At 65.5% G+C, this 16568-nt stretch carries 12 protein-coding genes; 9 read left to right on the top strand and 3 right to left on the bottom strand.

Features of this window, described 5'->3' with window-relative positions:
- The first annotated feature begins 57 nt into the window (after window positions 1-57).
- Together thiO and DOM33_RS11420 are read left to right on the top strand one after the other, a co-directional pair.
- On the top strand, window positions 58-1161 hold the full coding sequence (gene thiO, locus DOM33_RS11425) for a glycine oxidase ThiO (protein ID WP_110669114.1): 1104 nt from the start codon (window positions 58-60) through the stop codon (window positions 1159-1161).
- 91 nt (window positions 1162-1252) lie between these two features.
- Window positions 1253-2893, top strand: coding sequence for an NAD+ synthase (locus tag DOM33_RS11420; protein ID WP_110669112.1), 1641 nt, complete (start codon window positions 1253-1255; stop codon window positions 2891-2893).
- Between the two features lie 89 nt (window positions 2894-2982).
- Here the strand turns inward: DOM33_RS11420 and DOM33_RS11415 are convergent, their stop codons facing one another.
- Window positions 2983-3795, bottom strand: a complete 813-nt coding sequence (locus DOM33_RS11415) for an outer membrane protein assembly factor BamD (RefSeq protein ID WP_110669109.1) — start codon at window positions 3793-3795, stop codon at window positions 2983-2985.
- 168 nt (window positions 3796-3963) lie between these two features.
- On the opposite strand from DOM33_RS11415, the gene rluD reads away from it, so the two are divergent.
- The 3 genes from rluD to clpB all read left to right on the top strand — a co-directional run bounded on the left by rluD (window position 3964) and on the right by clpB (window position 8668).
- On the top strand, window positions 3964-4923 hold the full coding sequence (gene rluD / locus DOM33_RS11410; protein ID WP_110669108.1) for a 23S rRNA pseudouridine(1911/1915/1917) synthase RluD: 960 nt from the start codon (window positions 3964-3966) through the stop codon (window positions 4921-4923).
- Window positions 4924-4931: 8 nt separating this feature from the next.
- Complete coding sequence (pgeF, locus tag DOM33_RS11405; protein WP_110669107.1) at window positions 4932-5738, top strand: peptidoglycan editing factor PgeF; 807 nt, start codon at window positions 4932-4934, stop codon at window positions 5736-5738.
- 338 nt (window positions 5739-6076) lie between these two features.
- A complete protein-coding gene (clpB, locus tag DOM33_RS11400) occupies window positions 6077-8668 on the top strand; it encodes an ATP-dependent chaperone ClpB (protein WP_110669105.1) in 2592 nt (863 codons plus the stop codon).
- A 108-nt stretch (window positions 8669-8776) separates the two neighbouring features.
- Here clpB and DOM33_RS11395 read toward each other — a convergent pair whose 3' ends face one another.
- Entirely contained in the window at window positions 8777-10117 is a 1341-nt protein-coding gene (locus DOM33_RS11395; protein ID WP_110669103.1) for a sugar porter family MFS transporter, read from the bottom strand.
- A gap of 544 nt (window positions 10118-10661) precedes the next feature.
- Here DOM33_RS11395 and DOM33_RS11390 point away from each other — a divergent pair.
- Together DOM33_RS11390 and ilvN are read left to right on the top strand one after the other, a co-directional pair.
- Window positions 10662-12386 (top strand): acetolactate synthase 3 large subunit, encoded by a 1725-nt coding sequence (locus DOM33_RS11390; RefSeq protein WP_110669101.1) that lies wholly within the window; start codon window positions 10662-10664, stop codon window positions 12384-12386.
- A complete protein-coding gene (gene ilvN / locus DOM33_RS11385; RefSeq protein ID WP_110669099.1) occupies window positions 12386-12877 on the top strand; it encodes an acetolactate synthase small subunit in 492 nt (163 codons plus the stop codon). The genes DOM33_RS11390 and ilvN overlap by 1 nt, the downstream gene beginning before the upstream one ends.
- A gap of 131 nt (window positions 12878-13008) precedes the next feature.
- Here the strand turns inward: ilvN and ilvY are convergent, their stop codons facing one another.
- Window positions 13009-13893, bottom strand: a complete 885-nt coding sequence (gene ilvY / locus DOM33_RS11380) for an HTH-type transcriptional activator IlvY (RefSeq protein WP_110669097.1) — start codon at window positions 13891-13893, stop codon at window positions 13009-13011.
- 160 nt (window positions 13894-14053) lie between these two features.
- Between ilvY and ilvC the strand changes: the two genes are divergently transcribed.
- Together ilvC and pssA are read left to right on the top strand one after the other, a co-directional pair.
- Window positions 14054-15070 (top strand): ketol-acid reductoisomerase, encoded by a 1017-nt coding sequence (ilvC, locus tag DOM33_RS11375; protein WP_110669095.1) that lies wholly within the window; start codon window positions 14054-14056, stop codon window positions 15068-15070.
- Window positions 15071-15260: 190 nt separating this feature from the next.
- Window positions 15261-16196: a CDP-diacylglycerol--serine O-phosphatidyltransferase gene (pssA, locus tag DOM33_RS11370; protein ID WP_110669093.1), complete on the top strand. Its 936-nt coding sequence runs from the start codon at window positions 15261-15263 to the stop codon at window positions 16194-16196.
- Window positions 16197-16568 lie beyond the last annotated feature (372 nt).

Genomic DNA, 16568 nt, shown 5'->3' with positions numbered 1-16568 from the left:
CGAAGTCCGGCTCACGGACGAGTGATAGACTCGTCCTTTTGCACGGATATCGACGGTATGCGGGATTTCTTGATCGTGGGTGGCGGCGTGATCGGGATGATGACGGCGCTGCAGCTCGGCGACGCCGGCCATTCGGTGACACTCATCGAACGCGGCGAGTGCGGTCGCGAAGCCTCCTGGGCCGGGGGCGGCATTGTCTCGCCGCTCTATCCCTGGCGCTACGGTCGAGCAGTCTCGGCGCTATCCAGATGGTCGGAAGGCCGCTACCCCGAGCTCGCCGGCCGCCTGCTCGAAGAGACCGGTATCGACCCCGAGTATCGTCAGAAGGGGCTGCTCTACCTGCGGGTGGACGACGTCGACGCCGCGCTCGCCTGGGCGCGGGAGGTGGCCAAGCCGCTGTCGCGGATCGATGCGGTCACGCTCTACGCCAAGGCGCCGAACGCCGCCCCGGGCTTCGACAGTGCGCTGTGGATGCCGACGCTCGGCAGTATCCGCAACCCGCGGCTGGCCAAAGCCCTTCGGGCGCGCCTCGCGACGATGCCTGGCGTCGAGTGTCTCGAGGGCCAGGAGGTAAACGGGCTTCTGCGCGAGGGCGAGCGCGTCGTCGGTGTCGCGACTGCCGGCGGGGCCGTCAAGGCGGGGCAGACGGTAGTCTGCGCCGGGGCGTGGTCCCAGACGCTGCTGGCAAGCGTCGGCGTGACGCTGGCGGTACGTCCGGTGCGCGGCCAGATGATTTTGTTCAAGGCGCCGCCGGGGCTCGTCGAGCGGGTGATTCTCAAGGACGGTCGCTACGTGATCCCGCGGGGTGACGGTCGGGTGCTGGCGGGCTCGACCCTCGAGGAGGTCGGTTTCGACAAGCGCACGACCTACGAGGCGCGCGACTCGCTGCACGCAAGCGCCGTGTCGATCGTCCCTCGGCTCGCCGAGTGCGAGGTGGAGCACCATTGGGCCGGCCTGCGCCCGGGGTCGCCCGACGGCGTGCCGATGATCGGTGCGGTGCCGGGTCTCGAGGGGCTGCACGTCAACGCCGGGCACTACCGTAACGGTCTCGTGCTGGCGCCGGCCGCGACCCGGCTACTCGTCGATCAGCTCATCGGCTGCAAGCCCATCGTCGATCCCGCGCCCTATCAGCGGGCGCTGGCGGGGCTGGCGCCGAACTAGGCGCTCGCCGTTTTGCCACACCCGGGCCCTTGCGCGAAAATGGGCGCTTTCGAGACCCACAACGATCTTCAGCCGGGAGACGAATCGTCCCATGCAAGACCTGACTCTGGTAATGGCGCAGCTCGACCCGCTGGTCGGCGATATCGCCGGCAATGCCGCGGCGGCCACCGAGGCGGTACGCGAGGCGCGGCTCGAGCACGGTGCCGACGTGGTCGTCTTCAGCGAGCTCTTCCTGACCGGCTACCCGCCGGAGGATCTGCTGCTGCGAAGCGCGATGGAGTCGCGACTCCAGCAAGCGCTGACGCAGATGGCCGAGAAGATCGCCAAGTTCGCCCCCGAGACGCTGGTGCTCATCGGCTATCCCGGCATGCGCGATGGTAAGCGGCGCAATCTCGCCGGCGCACTGCTCGGCGGGGCGTGGCTGGGCGAGTACGCCAAGCAGGCCCTGCCCAACTATCAGGTATTCGATGAGGATCGTTACTTCGAGCCGGGCGACGCGCCGCTGGTGATCGAGCATCGCGGGGCGCGTCTCGGCATCCTGGTCTGCGAGGACCTATGGCACGGCGAGCCGGTCCGCCAGACCACGGCGGCGGGCGCGGAGATTCTGGTCACGCTCAACGCCTCGCCGTTTCATCTCGACAAGCCCGCCGAGCGCGAGCGGCTCTTCGCCGAGCGTGCCCGTGAAGCGGGCCGCCCGCTCGTCTACGTCAACGCCATCGGCGGTCAGGACGAGCTGGTCTTCGACGGCGGCTCGTTGGTCCTGCAGGCCGACGGCGAGGTCGCGGTACGAGCGCCGTTCTGGGAAGTCGGATTGATGCCGGTAAGCTTCACCCGCCACGGCGATCGCTGGCAGCCCGAGCCCGGCGAGCGCGAGCCGCTGCTCGACAGCGAAGAGAATCTCTACTGTGCGCTGGTGACCGGGCTTCGGGCCTACGTCAACAAGAGCGGTTTCCAGGGCGTGGTGATGGGGCTTTCCGGGGGGATCGACTCGGCACTGTCGCTGGCGATCGCCGTCGATGCGCTGGGCCCGGACCGCGTCCACGCCGTGATGATGCCCTATCACTACACCGCCGAGATCTCTCGAGACGATGCCGCCGAGCAGGCGCGCATGCTCGGCGTGGGCTATGAAGTGATGCCGATCGCGCCGATGGTCGAGGCCTTCAGCGCGACGCTCGCCGAAAGCTTCGACGGCCTGGACGCCGATACCACCGAGGAGAACCTGCAGTCTCGCGTGCGCGGCGTGCTGCTGATGGCGATCTCCAACAAGAAGGGGCTGATGGTTCAGACCACCGGCAACAAGAGCGAAATGGCGGTGGGCTACGCCACGCTCTATGGCGACATGGTCGGTGGCTACAACGCGCTCAAGGACGTCTACAAGACGTGGGTCTATCGACTGGCGCGGTGGCGCAACACGCAGGCGCCGGCGATTCCCGAGCGCGTCATCACGCGGCCCCCGTCGGCGGAGCTTGCCCCGGACCAGCAGGACAGCGACTCGCTGCCGGGCTACGACGTGCTCGACGGCATCCTCGAGCGCTACATCGAAGGTGACATGAGCGCCGAAGCGATCGTGGCCGCCGGCTTCGAGGCCGAGGACGTCTACCGCGTGGTCAAACTGGTGGATCGCAACGAGTACAAGCGACGCCAGGCCCCGGTAGGCGTGCGGGTGACGCTCAGAGGGTTCGGCCGCGACCGGCGCTACCCCATCGTCAACGGCTGGCAGCCGGGGAGCTAGCGTTTCTTCTGCTTTGGCGCCAACGAAAAGCGCCGCTTGCCTTGTCAGCAAGCGGCGCTTTCGATTTTAAGCTCGTCGCTCGTCGCCGCTCAGCCCTGCGCGGTGAGCGGCGGGTCCACCCTGACGTGCTTGGGCACGAAGGTGTCGCCGTCGAGCCGGTCGTTCTCCGGGTCGTTGTCGATCAGCGTCTCGAGTACGTCCTGAGCGCGGTCGCGCATGTTCAGGCCCAGATAGCCCTCGACCATGGTGGCCAGCGCGTCCCGCGTCGCGGTGGACTTGGGATAGTGCTCGATCACCCAGCGGCCACGCTGCACGGCGGCGACGTAGGCCCCCTTGCGCAGGTAGAAGTCGGCGACCTGCAGCTCGTGACGCGCGATGACGTTGCGCAGGTAGATGATCCGCTGACGCGCATCGGGGGCATAGGCGCTATCGGGGTAGCGACGTACCAGCTCGCCGAAGTCGACGTAGGCGTCCCGCGAGGCGCCGAGATCCCGCTTGGAGATGTCGATTAGCTCCAGGCTCTCAAGACTGAAACGACCGGCCTGGTAAGCCCCGAGACCGCGCAGATAGTAGGCGTAGTCGACCTGCGGGTGATCCGGGTGCAGGCGGATGAAGCGGCTCGCCGCGGCGCGAGTCTGCTCCCAGTTCTCCGTACGATAGTAGGCGTAGATCAGCTCGAGCTGCGCCTGCTCGGCGTAGCGGCCGAACGGGAAACGGGTATCGAGCGTTTCCAGCTGCGAAACCGCTGTCGTGTACCGCCCCGCGTCGAGTGAGCTCTGCGCCTGCTGGTAGAGCTCTTGCTCCTGCAAATCGGGCGCGGGTTCGTTGCTGGCGCAACCGGCAAGCAGGGCACCCGTGAGCAGCAGGGCGCCCAGTGCGGGGAATCGCGCTGAAAATCGCATCGTCATCCTCGTATCAACCAATCTTGGGCGGGCGTGCTAGAATCCGCCGAATCCGATCCACTATAAAGGAAACACTGCGCGTATGCCTACGCGGGCCCGAGTGGCGCGCAGGCGCGTTCAGTCTTCCCGTCTCTTTCTGCACCGGCGACACGGAATCCATCTCCACGTATGGCCGACATCCTACAGCGTGACGAGCGCATACCCGATCATCTGGCTGGACGACGTCTCGACCAGGCCGCCGCCGAAATGTTCCCCGAATTTTCGCGAGAGCGTCTGAAAAGCTGGATTCAGCAGGGCGAACTCACCCTCGACGGTCAGCCGGCACGCCCGAAGGACAGGATCAACGGCGGCGAGCGGCTCGCGCTCGACACCCAGCTCGCCGAAGAGACGCGCTGGGCGCCACAGGCGATTCCACTCTCCGTCGTCTTCGAGGACGATGACGTACTGGTGATCGACAAGCCCGCCGGCCTGGTGGTGCATCCGGCGGCGGGCAACCCCGACGGCACGCTGCTCAATGCGCTGCTGTATCACTATCCGGCGCTTGCCGGCATCCCCCGGGCGGGCATCGTCCACCGTCTCGACAAGGAGACCACCGGGCTGATGATGATCGCGCGCACGCTGGAGGCGCAGACGGCGCTGGTCGACCAGCTCCAGGCGCGTACCGTCTCCCGGGAGTACGATGCGGTGGTCGTCGGCGCGATGACCGCCGGCGGCACGGTGGATGCACCGATCGGGCGCCATCCCAAGGACCGTCAGCGTCAGGCAGTGAACGCCTCCGGCAAGCCGGCGGTGACTCACTACCGGGTGAAGGAGCGCTTTCGCGCCCACACTCACGTTCGCTGCCGGCTAGAGACCGGACGGACGCACCAGATTCGCGTGCACATGGCGCACGCGCGCTATCCGCTGATCGGCGATCCCGTCTACGGCGGGCGGCTGAAACTGCCGGCAGGCGCCGGCGAAACGCTCAAGACGGCGCTGCGCGAGTTTCCGCGTCAGGCTCTGCATGCCCACAAGCTGCGCTTCGATCATCCGGTGACCGGTAAGCCCGTGGAGTGCGAGGCGCCGCTGCCGGACGACCTCTACCTGCTGCTGGATGCGCTGCGCGACGACGACAAGGCGGCCTCATGAGTTCCGATATGCCGGCCGACACCCATCCCGACGCCACGCCTGCGCCAACGCCGCTCGCCGCCGACGCGCCGACGCTGATCGTGCCCGACTGGGTGGCGCCGAGCACGGTGGGCGCCTTCGTCACCACCCGGGAGACGGGGCCGAGTCGCGGCGACTTCGCCGCGTTCAACCCCAAGGGCTTCAAGGGCGACGATCCGGCCAGCGTGGCCCGCTGTCGCGAGCTGATCGGCGAGGCGGTGGGCGATGATCGCCCGCTGGCGTGGCTCAAGCAGGTTCACGGCGCGCGAGTGATCCGACACTACGGCAAGCAAGAGCTCGAGACACCGCCGGAAGCGGACGCGGCGGTGGCTTTCGATCGCGGCCACGCCTGCGTGGTGCTCACCGCCGACTGTCTGCCAGTATTCTTCTGCGACCGCGCCGGCACGCGGGTCGGCGTCGCCCACGCCGGCTGGCGGGGTCTCGCCGGTGGCGTGCTGGAAGCGACCGTGGCGGCCCTCGGCGTCGAGCCCGACGACATTCTCGCCTGGTTCGGCCCGGCGATCTCCAACGCCCAGTTCGAAGTCGGCCCGGAGGTGCTCGAGGCGTTCGCCGCCTTCCAGCCCGAGGCCAAGAGCGCCTTCGAGCCTAGCCCCTATCGGCTGGGCCACTACATGGGCGACATCTACAAGCTGGCGCGGCTTCGCCTGGAGCGCCTCGGCATCAGTTCGATCGGCGGCGGACACTTCTGCACCGCCTGCGATGACAAACGCTTCTACTCCTACCGCCGTGACAACGGTCGCACCGGCCACATGGCCAGCGTGATCTGGCTGCGCTGAGCGCGCGGCTCGTCCTTGGCATCACAGCGCCAGGTCCGCTGGCGCTGTGATGAATCTCCTGTTTCGACCTCCAGGCGCCCCGTCCGCTAGGCCGCCTCGTCTCGTCCCCATGGCGGCTTGACGCTCGTCGCGTCAGGCGTCGCTGAGCGCCGCGGCGGTGGGCCGTTCTCAGCGACGGGGAGTCGTCGACGCACCTCTATGAATGGAATTCGCGACGAGCCTCGATTAGTTCTGTTTTTTTCATTGTCCGAGCTTGAAAAGCCGCAACATACCACCATTTCAGTGTCAACTAATGAAATTGCTGTCCGCCGCTTGCGGCGGCACCGGGAGGTAGACGTATGCGTATGGATCGCATGACCACGAAGCTTCAGAACGCCCTGGCCGAGGCGCAGTCGCTGGCGGTGGGGCGCGGGCACAACCAGCTCGCCCCCGCGCACCTGCTGATGGCGCTGCTCGAGATGCGCGACAGCGGCCTCAAGGGGCTGGTGCAGAAGGCCGGCGGTGACGTTCACCGGCTGCGCGAGGGGCTGACTAGCCAGCTCGACAATCTGCCCGAAGTCGGGCAGTTCGACGGCAACGTCGGCATGAGCCAGGAGCTCGGGCGGCTGTTCAATCTCGCCGACCGCGAGGCGCAGAGCCGCGGGGATCAGTACATCGCCATCGAGCTGATTCTGCTCGCCGCCCTCGACCTGAAAGGCGGTGTCGCCAAGGTGCTTACGCAGGCGGGGCTGGAGCGCAAGCGGCTGGCCGGCGCGATCGGTGAGCTGCGCGGCGGCGCCAACGTCGACGACGCCAACGCCGAAGAGAAGCGCGAGGCGCTGGAGAAGTACACCCTCGATCTCACTGCGCGGGCGACCGACGGCAAGCTCGACCCGGTGATCGGCCGCGACGACGAGATTCGTCGCACCATCCAGGTACTGCAGCGGCGCACCAAGAACAATCCGGTGCTGATCGGCGAACCCGGGGTGGGCAAGACCGCCATCGTCGAGGGGCTGGCGCAGCGCATCGTCAATGGCGAGGTGCCGGAAGGGCTCAAGGACAAGCGCGTGCTGTCGCTGGACATGGGCGCGCTGCTGGCCGGGGCAAAGTTCCGCGGCGACTTCGAGGAGCGGCTCAAGGCCGTGCTCAACGAGCTGTCCAAGGAAGAGGGGCGGGTCATTCTCTTCATCGACGAGCTCCACACCATGGTCGGCGCCGGCAAGGCGGATGGCGCGATGGACGCGGGCAACATGCTCAAGCCGGCGCTGGCCCGCGGCGAGCTGCACTGCGTCGGCGCGACCACGCTCAACGAGTACCGTCAGTACATCGAGAAAGACGCGGCGCTCGAGCGCCGCTTCCAGAAGGTGCTGGTCGACGAGCCCTCCGAGGAGGACACCATCGCCATCCTGCGTGGCCTCAAGGAGCGCTACGAGGTGCATCACGGCGTCGACATCACCGACTCGGCGATCATCGCCGCGGCCAAGCTCTCGACCCGCTACATCACTGACCGCCAGCTGCCGGACAAGGCGATCGATCTGATCGACGAAGCGGCGTCGCGCATTCGCATGGAGCTCGACTCCAAGCCCGAGGAGATGGACCGCCTCGACCGCCGCCTGATCCAGCTCAAGATGGAGCGGGAGGCGCTGAAGAAGGAGACCGACGACGCCTCGCGCAAGCGCCTCGACAACCTCGAGGCGCTGATCGACGAGCTCGGCCGCGAGTACGCCGACCTCGAGGAGGTGTGGAAAGCGGAGAAGGCGAGCATTCAGGGCGCGGCGCAGTACAAGGCCGAGCTCGAGCAGGCGCGGATCGATCTCGACGCGGCTCGGCGCCAGGGCGATCTCGGACGGATGTCGGAGCTGCAGTACGGCGTGATCCCCAAGCTCGAGCGCCAGATCGCCGAGAGCAGCGAGGCCGGTGAAGGGGACGAGACGGCAATGCCGCACCAGCTGCTGCGCTCCAACGTCACCGAGGAGGAGATCGCCGAGGTGGTCTCCCGCTGGACCGGCATTCCGGTGGCCAAGATGCTCGAGGGCGAGCGCGACAAGCTCCTGCGGATGGAGGACGCCCTGCACGAGCGAGTGATCGGCCAGCACGAGGCGGTCAACGCCGTGGCCAACGCGGTGCGTCGCTCCCGCGCCGGGCTCTCCGACCCCCATCGGCCCAACGGTTCGTTCCTGTTCCTCGGCCCGACCGGCGTCGGCAAGACCGAACTGTGCAAGTCGCTGGCGAACTTTTTGTTCGACACCGAAGAAGCGATGGTGCGCATCGACATGTCCGAGTTCATGGAGAAGCACTCCGTGGCGCGGCTGATCGGGGCGCCTCCGGGCTACGTCGGCTACGAGGAAGGCGGCTATCTGACCGAGGCGGTACGCCGCAAACCCTATTCCGTGCTGCTGCTCGACGAGGTCGAAAAGGCCCATCCGGACGTCTTCAACATCCTGCTGCAGGTGCTGGAAGACGGCCGACTGACCGACGGTCAGGGGCGCACGGTGGACTTTCGCAACACCGTGATCGTGATGACGTCCAACCTCGGCTCCGACGTCATTCAGCGCATGGGCGGAGACGAGACCGACTATGTCGCAATGCGTGACGCGGTGATGACGGTGGTGGGCGATCATTTCCGGCCCGAACTGATCAACCGGATCGACGAGGTGGTGGTCTTCCACGCCCTCGGGCAGGAGCAGATTCAGGCGATCGCCGGTATCCAGCTCGAGCGGCTGCGGGCCCGACTGGCGGAGCGCGATCTCAAGCTCGAGGTCAGCGATGACGCCATGGCGCAGCTCGCCGTGGTCGGCTTCGACCCGGTGTTTGGGGCGCGACCGCTCAAGCGGGCGATCCAGAGCCGGATCGAGAATCCGCTGGCGCAGGATCTGCTCGCCGGCGAGTTCGTGCCCGGCGACACCATCCACGTGCGCGCCGAGGACGATCATCTGGTCTTCAGCAAGTAAGGTCGCCCTCAGGGCGCGGCCTTGCGGTCTCATCCACGGTCGCGTCCTGACCGTCTTCCCCGCGGCGCCCGGCGCCGCGGGTTTTTTTATGCCGCCGATTCGACACCGTCACTCGCGCTGAGAGTCGGGACTCAGCTTGCGCTGCATGGCCTCGAGCGACACGCCCTTCGTCTCCGGCATGAAGAACAGCACGAAGACCACTTGAAGCACCATCATGAAGGCGAAGAAGGCGAATACCGGCCCGCCGTTGAAGACGCCGAGCACCCAGGGCGTGACCAGCGTGATGATCGCGGCGAACAGCCAGTGCGTGAAACTGCCGAGCGACTGACCGCGGGCCCGCTCGCGGTTGGGGAAGATCTCCGAGATGTAGACCCAGATCACCGTGCCCTGACTGATGCCGTGGGCGGCGACGAACAGACACAACTGCAAGGGGATTAGCGTGCCGCCGAGGTTCCCGGTGAAGAAGGCGTGGGAGATGATCGCCAGCGAGACGATATAGCCGACCGAGCCGATCAGCAGCAGCGTGCGGCGGCCCAGCCGATCGATCAGCGCCATGCCGAGCAGGGTGAACAGCACCATGATCAGCCCGATACCGGCGGTGGAGAGCAGCGCGGCGCTGGCGCCGAGCTCGGCGGATTCGAGAATCCGCGGGGCGTAGTAGAGCACGAAGTTGATGCCGGTGAACTGATTGAAGAAGGCGATCAGAAACGCCAGCGTGATCGGCAGCCGCAGTCGACGTGCGAAGAAACGCGACTGGGTCTTGGCATCTTCGCGGTCGGCGGCCTGAATCTCTTCGATCTTGCCGTCGATGTCGCCGGTCGGGTCGATCTGGCGCAGCGTCTGTGAGGCGGTACGGGTGTCGCCTCGGGCGAGGATCAGCCAGCGGGGGCTCTCCGGGACCTTGACCAGGGCCAGGGTATAGATGAGGGCAGGCACGACTTCGATGCCCAGCATCCAGCGCCAGGCGTCGGCACTCAGCAGACTCCCGAAGATCGCATTCGATACGTAGGCCATGAAGATCCCGAACACCACGTTGAACTGGTAGAGCGCGACCAGGTTGCCGCGGCGCTCGGCGGGGGCGATCTCCGAAATGTAGGCCGGGGCCGCCACCGACGACATGCCGACGCCGAAGCCGCCGATCAGACGAAAGAACGAGAACCAGAACGGGTCGGTGGCGAGCGCCGAACCCAGCGCCGACACCAGATAGAGCACGCCGATCACCAGCAGCGTGGCGCGTCGGCCGAGGCGGTCGGCGGGGTAGCTGCCGAAGATCGCCCCCAGCACGGTGCCCCAGAGCGCCATCGACATGATGAAAAGGCCGTGCTGGAGATCGCTCAGCCCCCAGAGTTCCTGTACCGGCCGGTCGGCGCCGGAGATCACCGCGGTATCGAAGCCGAAGAGGAACCCCGCCAGGGCGACGAAGACGGACCATTTGAGAATGGGGGACATCGGGCACTCCTGATTGTCATTGTCGGTTGCCGCGAACGGCTCGAGCGCCTCGGGGCTCGCTCGGCTCGTCAACGTCAGTACAGCAGCAGTCGCGGGCGCCTGCCGAAATGCGGTGGTCGACTTTGGTGGTAGGCACGACAGGGGCGCGGGCGCGGCGGGTCGAGGCGGTTGACAGCCCCGCGAGGCTGGGAGAATCTAGGCGGTTCCTGATTGCGGGCGCGGCACTTTGGGCGATCCCCGGCCGCCGCGTGAAGGGTAGGTCCCCAGTGGCCTCTACCCGCCTGTCGAAGGAGATCTTTCTCAGGAAAGAGGGGTACGGGCCGACCGCCTGTTCCCGCCAACCCCGATACGGCGATCTGCCGTGTCAGGCATCGTGCGAACGTCGTGTTCGCCGAGGCCTATGAGTGCGGGTCCCCACCCCGGGCCCAGGCCAGGATCATGGCATCAGGTGTCGACGCCACGTCGGCAGCGGCATACCGCCGCGTTCAAGCTTCGCGCCGACGCAGGCCGAAGCGGCACTCGAACCTCCAGGGGAGACTCACCAGTGGAACTACTTTCCGGCGCCGACATGATCGCCCGCTTTCTGAAAGACGAAGGCGTCGAGCGCATCTACGGCTATCCCGGCGGGGCGGCCCTGCACATCTACGACGCCCTCTTTCGCCAGGACAGCGTCCAGCACATTCTCGTTCGTCACGAACAGGCCGCGACCCACGCCGCCGACGGCTACGCCCGCGCTTCCGGCAAGCCCGGCGTGGTGCTTGTCACCTCCGGCCCCGGGGCGACCAACGCGGTCACCGGCATCGCCACCGCCTACATGGATTCGATCCCCATGGTGGTGCTCTGCGGCCAGGTGGCCAGCCACCTGATCGGTGAGGACGCCTTTCAGGAGACCGACATCGTCGGCGTCACCCGTCCGGTGGTGAAGCACAGCTTCTCGATCCGCCACCCCAGCGAGATCCCCGAGGTGCTGAAGAAGGCGTTCTATCTCGCCGCGACCGGCCGCCCGGGCCCGGTGGTGGTCGACATTCCCAAGGACATGACCGCGCCCACCGAGCGCTACGAGTACGTCTACCCGAAGAAGGTCAAGATTCGCTCCTACAACCCGGTCACGCGCGGGCATACCGGCCAGATCAAGAAAGCGGTCGACCTGATGCTCAAGGCGCGTCGGCCGGTCTTCTACACCGGCGGTGGTGTCGTCACCGGCGGCGCGTCCGAGGCGCTGACCGATCTGGTCCAGCGGCTCGGCTTTCCCATCACCACCACGCTGATGGGGATCGGCGCCTACCCCCAGAACGACGCGCAGTCGCTCGGCTGGCTCGGCATGCACGGCAGCTACGAGGCCAACATGGCGATGCACCACGCCGATCTGATCGTCGCCATCGGCGCACGCTTCGATGACCGCGTCACCAACAACACCTCGAAGTTCTGCCCGACGGCGAAGATCGTCCACGTCGACATCGACCCCAGCTCGATCTCCAAGACCGTGCGGGCGGACGTGCCGATCGTCGGCGCGGCGGGCAGCGTCATCAATGAGATGATCAGTCTGGTGCAGGGGCGCGAACCGGCGGGCGCCGAGTCGTTGGCCGACTGGTGGAAGAGCATCGCCGGCTGGCGCGCCGAGCGCGAGGGCAAGCTCTACGAGCCTTCCAAGCCCGGCGAGGCGCTCAAGCCACAGGAGGTGGTCGAGGCGGTGCATCGCGTCACCCGCGGCGAAGCGTTCGTGACCACGGACGTGGGCCAGCACCAGATGTTTGCGGCGCAGTACTACAAGTTCGCCAAGCCCAACCGCTTCATTACCTCCGGGGGGCTTGGCACCATGGGCTTCGGCTTTCCGGCGGCGATGGGCGTGAAGCTGGGCTATCCGCAGGACGACGTGGTCTGCTTCACCGGCGAGGGCAGCTTCCAGATGATGATGCAGGAGCTCTCGACGTGTAAGCAGTTCGAGGTCGGCGTGAAGATCGTCAACCTCAACAACCAGTCGCTCGGTATGGTGCGTCAGTGGCAGGATCTGAACTACAAGTCCCGCCACGCCCACTCCTACATGGAGTCGCTGCCGGATTTCGCCAAGCTGATCGAGGCCTACGGCTTCACGGCGATCACGGTACGCACTCACGAAGAGCTGGCGCCGGCGCTCGAGCGCGCCTTCGCCGACACCAACGAGCTCGTGTTCCTCGACATCTATGTCGACCCCTTCGAACACGTCTATCCGATGCAGGTGCCGCTCGGCTCCATGCGTGACATGCTGCTTTCGAAGACGGAGCGGACCTGATGCGTCATATCATCTCGATCCTGCTGGAGAACGAACCCGGTGCGCTCTCCCGCGTGGTGGGGCTTTTTTCCCAGCGCAACTTCAACATCGAAACGCTCAACGTCGCGCCGACGGAAGACCCGTCGCTCTCGCGACTGACCGTGACCACGGTGGGGGACGATCGGGTGATCGAGCAGATCACCAAACACCTCAACAAGCTGATCGACGTGGTCAAACTCGTCGATCTGACCGAGGGCAACCACATCGAGCGCGAGCTGATGCTGGTCAAGGTCAAGGCGCTGGGGGCGGCGCGCGACGAGGTCAAGCGCACCGCGGACATCTTCCGTGCGCAGGTCGTCGACGTCACGCCGAGCGTCTATACGGTGCAGATCACCGGTGACGGCGGCAAGCTCGACGCCTTCATCCAGGCGATGGCGCCGATCGGTATTCTCGAAGTGGCGCGTACCGGTGTCTCGGGCATCGCCCGCGGCGACAAGCTGCTCTCTCTGTAAATATCAGGGCTTTTCGACAACGTCAGGGCTTCGGCCCTGTCCCGGCCGACGCCCGGCGCAAGCGATTGCGCCGGGCGTCGTCGTTCCTGGCCCGCCCTCGCACCGTCGAGATAACGTCGTGGATCGGCGGCTCAGCTCGGCAGCTGGGTCCAGAGCGCCTCGATCAGCGCACTCTTGACGCGTCGCTTGAGCACGCAGAGACCGACGTCGTAGTGGGGGAGTTCCGGCTTCACCGGCAGCACGCTGACGCGGTCGTTGAGTGGGCTGTTGTCGAGCACGATGCGCGGCACGATACCGACGCCGAAGCCGAGCGCCACCATGCTGACGATCGCTTCGTTCCCGGCGACCTGGGCGTAGATCGTCGGGCTGATACCCAGTGCCCGGAACCAGGTGTCGGCGTGATCCCGTGACAGCCCGGCTTCGGAGAGGATCATCGGTACGCCGCGCCACTGTTCGGGTGTCGGCGTCTGCGGCGTGCTGGGTAGCCAGTCGCCGCCGTCCCGTGGCGCGATGAAGACCAGCGGCGACGTCGTCAGCGGCTTGAAGGCGAGCGTATCGGGCAGATTTCGCGGACGCGCGGTGATGGCGATGTCCTCGTTCTCGCTCTGCACCCGAGCGATGGCATCGGCCGGGTCGCCGGTGTGCAGCTTGATCTCGATCCGCGGGTGGCGCTGGCGGAATTCGCTGAGCAGCTGGTAGAGGAAGCTGTAGCTGGCGGTCACCGAGCAGTAGATGCTGATCTCGCCGACGAGTTCACGAGTCTCTTCCATCAGTGTGCGCTGCATCGACTGCCACTGCTCGAGGGTCTCGCGGGCGTAGGTGTGGAAGCGCTGCCCCTGGCGGGTGAGGGCGACGTGGCGGTTGTCCCGCTCGAACAGCGTGACGCCGAGACTCTCCTCCAGCTGGCGGATTGACCGGGAAAGTGTCGAAGGGCTGATGTGGCAGGCGTCGCTGGCGCGACCGAAATGCAGGTTCTCGGCCAGTGCCAGAAAGTACGTGAGCGGGCGGTAATCCATGAGGTGTCGTCATTGCTTTATGTGAAATGTTGCGTTGCAAATATAGCGTTTTACGCAACGATGCGCCTGGCATACCTTGGCGCTATGGCCAGCCGTCGAGCGCTGACGCAATTCGACGGCTCGCGACACGACACCCTCAGTATCGAATTCGGAGCCCCTCATGCACGTCTATTACGACAAAGATTGCGACCTCTCTCTCATCCAGGCCAAGAAAGTCACCATCGTGGGTTACGGCTCCCAGGGCCACGCCCATGCGAACAACCTGAAAGAGTCCGGCGTCGATGTCACCGTGGCGCTGCGCGCCGGGTCCTCGTCTGCTGCCAAGGCCGAAGCGGCGGGCCTTGCCGTTGCCAGCGTGCCGGACGCGTGCAAAACCGCTGACGTGGTGATGGTGCTGGCGCCGGACGAGAACCAGAAAGCGATCTACGAGCGTGACATCGAGCCGAATCTCAAAGAGGGCGCGACGCTGGCCTTCGCCCACGGGTTCAACATCCACTACAACCAGATCGAGCCGCGCCAGGATCTCGACGTCATCATGATCGCGCCGAAAGCGCCGGGTCACACCGTTCGCTCCGAGTTCGTCAAAGGCGGCGGCATCCCGGACCTGATCGCGATGCATCAGAACGCCTCGGGGCAGGCCAAGGAGATCGCCCTCTCCTATGCCGCGGCCATCGGCGGCGGACGCAGCGGCATCATCGAGACCACCTTCCAGGACGAGACCGAGACCGACCTCTTCGGCGAGCAGGCGGTCCTCTGTGGTGGCGCGGTCGAACTCGTCAAAGCGGGTTTCGAAACGCTGACCGAAGCGGGCTACGCGCCGGAAATGGCCTACTTCGAGTGCCTGCACGAGCTCAAGCTGATCGTCGATCTGATGTACGAAGGCGGCATCGCCAACATGAACTACTCGATCTCCAATAATGCGGAGTACGGCGAGTACGTGACCGGCACCGAAGTCATCAACGAGCAGTCGCGAGCCGCCATGCGCAATGCGCTCAAGCGTATCCAGACCGGTGAATACGCCAAGATGTTCATCAGCGAAGGGAACTCCAACTACCCGTCGATGACCGCACGCCGTCGCCTGAACGCCGAGCACGACATCGAACAGGTGGGTGCCAAGCTGCGCGGTATGATGCCCTGGATCGCGGCCAACCAGCTGGTCGACAAGAGCAAGAACTGAGCGCGACATTCGGCCGATAACCGACGGGGCGCGACGCGAGTCGCGCCCCGTTGTCGTTGGAGGCAATGACGGGGTGAGGGCATCTATCGTCATTGCCGCTAGGCTGTAGAATGGTTTCACCGAATGCGACTCGACCGGACGCGGCCCGACCGACACGCTCGAGCGCAACCGCTATCAAAGGACTCATGCCATGACTCAGGAAGATCGCCATCACGAGCAGGAACCCGAGACCATTACCATCGGTGCGACGTCTCCGCTCTACGATGACGAGGACGAAGTCATCGAGGAAACGGTCGAGAATGGCAAACGAATCCGCCGTCGCGGTATCTATCTGCTGCCCAACCTGTTCACGCTGTCGGCGCTCTTCGCTGGCTTCTACTCCATCGTTGCCGCCGTCAACGGCGACTACGCCAAGGCGGCCATCGCGATCTTCATTGCCATGGTGCTGGACGGCCTCGACGGTCGCGTCGCACGGTTGACCAATACCCAGAGCGCCTTCGGAGAGGAGTTCGATAGCCTCGCCGACATGATCTCCTTTGGCATGGCGCCGGCGTTGGTCTCGTTTACCTGGATTCTTCAGGACATCGGCAAGATCGGGTGGATCGCGGCGTTCATTTTCGTCGCGGGTGCTGCGCTGCGTCTGGCTCGCTTCAACGTCCAGATCGGCAGTACCGATAAGAAGTGGTTCGTGGGCCTGCCGAGCCCCTCGGCCGCGGCAGTGGTCGCGGGCGCGGTCTGGGTGTTCCATACCTTCGATGCCGAATCGATTGGCTTCAAGATCCTGATGACCATTCTGGTCGCCGCCGCCGGCGTGCTGATGGTAAGCAACGTGCGCTACCACAGTTTCAAGGAGATCGACTTCAAAGGGCCGGTACCCTTCGTTTTCCTGCTGGCGATCGTACTGCTCTTTGTGCTGATCTCGATCGAGCCTTCGGTAATGCTGCTGATGCTCTTCGGAAGCTATGTCGTCTCCGGCCCCGTTCTGGCCCTCGGGCGTCTGCGTAAAGCGCAAAAGCTCAAGCGCGAGCGGTCGACGACATCGGAGTCGACGAGTCAGCACGCGCACGCTCAGAACGCATCAAATCAGGAAACGACGCATCGAGAAGCAGATTCTCGGCAGGACTGACCCTGAAACTCGCTGATGCGCCACGACGCCCGCCACTGCGCGGGCGTTGTCGTATCTGGGCCTTGTAAAAAGCGGGTGGTAGAAAGGGGCTGCCATCGTCGCGTCACTTTTTTATGAATCAAGGCTTGCCAAGTCGGCGGTGGGTCCGTAAAGTACGCATCCGCTGACGCCGAGACAGGTTTTCGCGGTTAGCGTGAAGTAAGCCAAGCGGTTGATTAGATTGAAGAAATCGGTTGACGTTTGGCGGCGAAGCAGACACAATGCTCGCCAGCTTCACAGGGATCGGCACTGATGCATTCGGGCTTATCGCTTCAGTCGCTCCGGCAAGATTCGACAAGAAAGACGTTGACATCTTCGCCAGGATCCTTAAAA

It is taken from the genome of Salinicola halophilus (assembly GCF_003206155.1).
GTDB classification, from domain to species: domain Bacteria; phylum Pseudomonadota; class Gammaproteobacteria; order Pseudomonadales; family Halomonadaceae; genus Salinicola; species Salinicola halophilus.
Note: the sequence above shows the minus strand (reverse complement) of the source record. Positions and strands in the feature narration are given on the sequence as shown.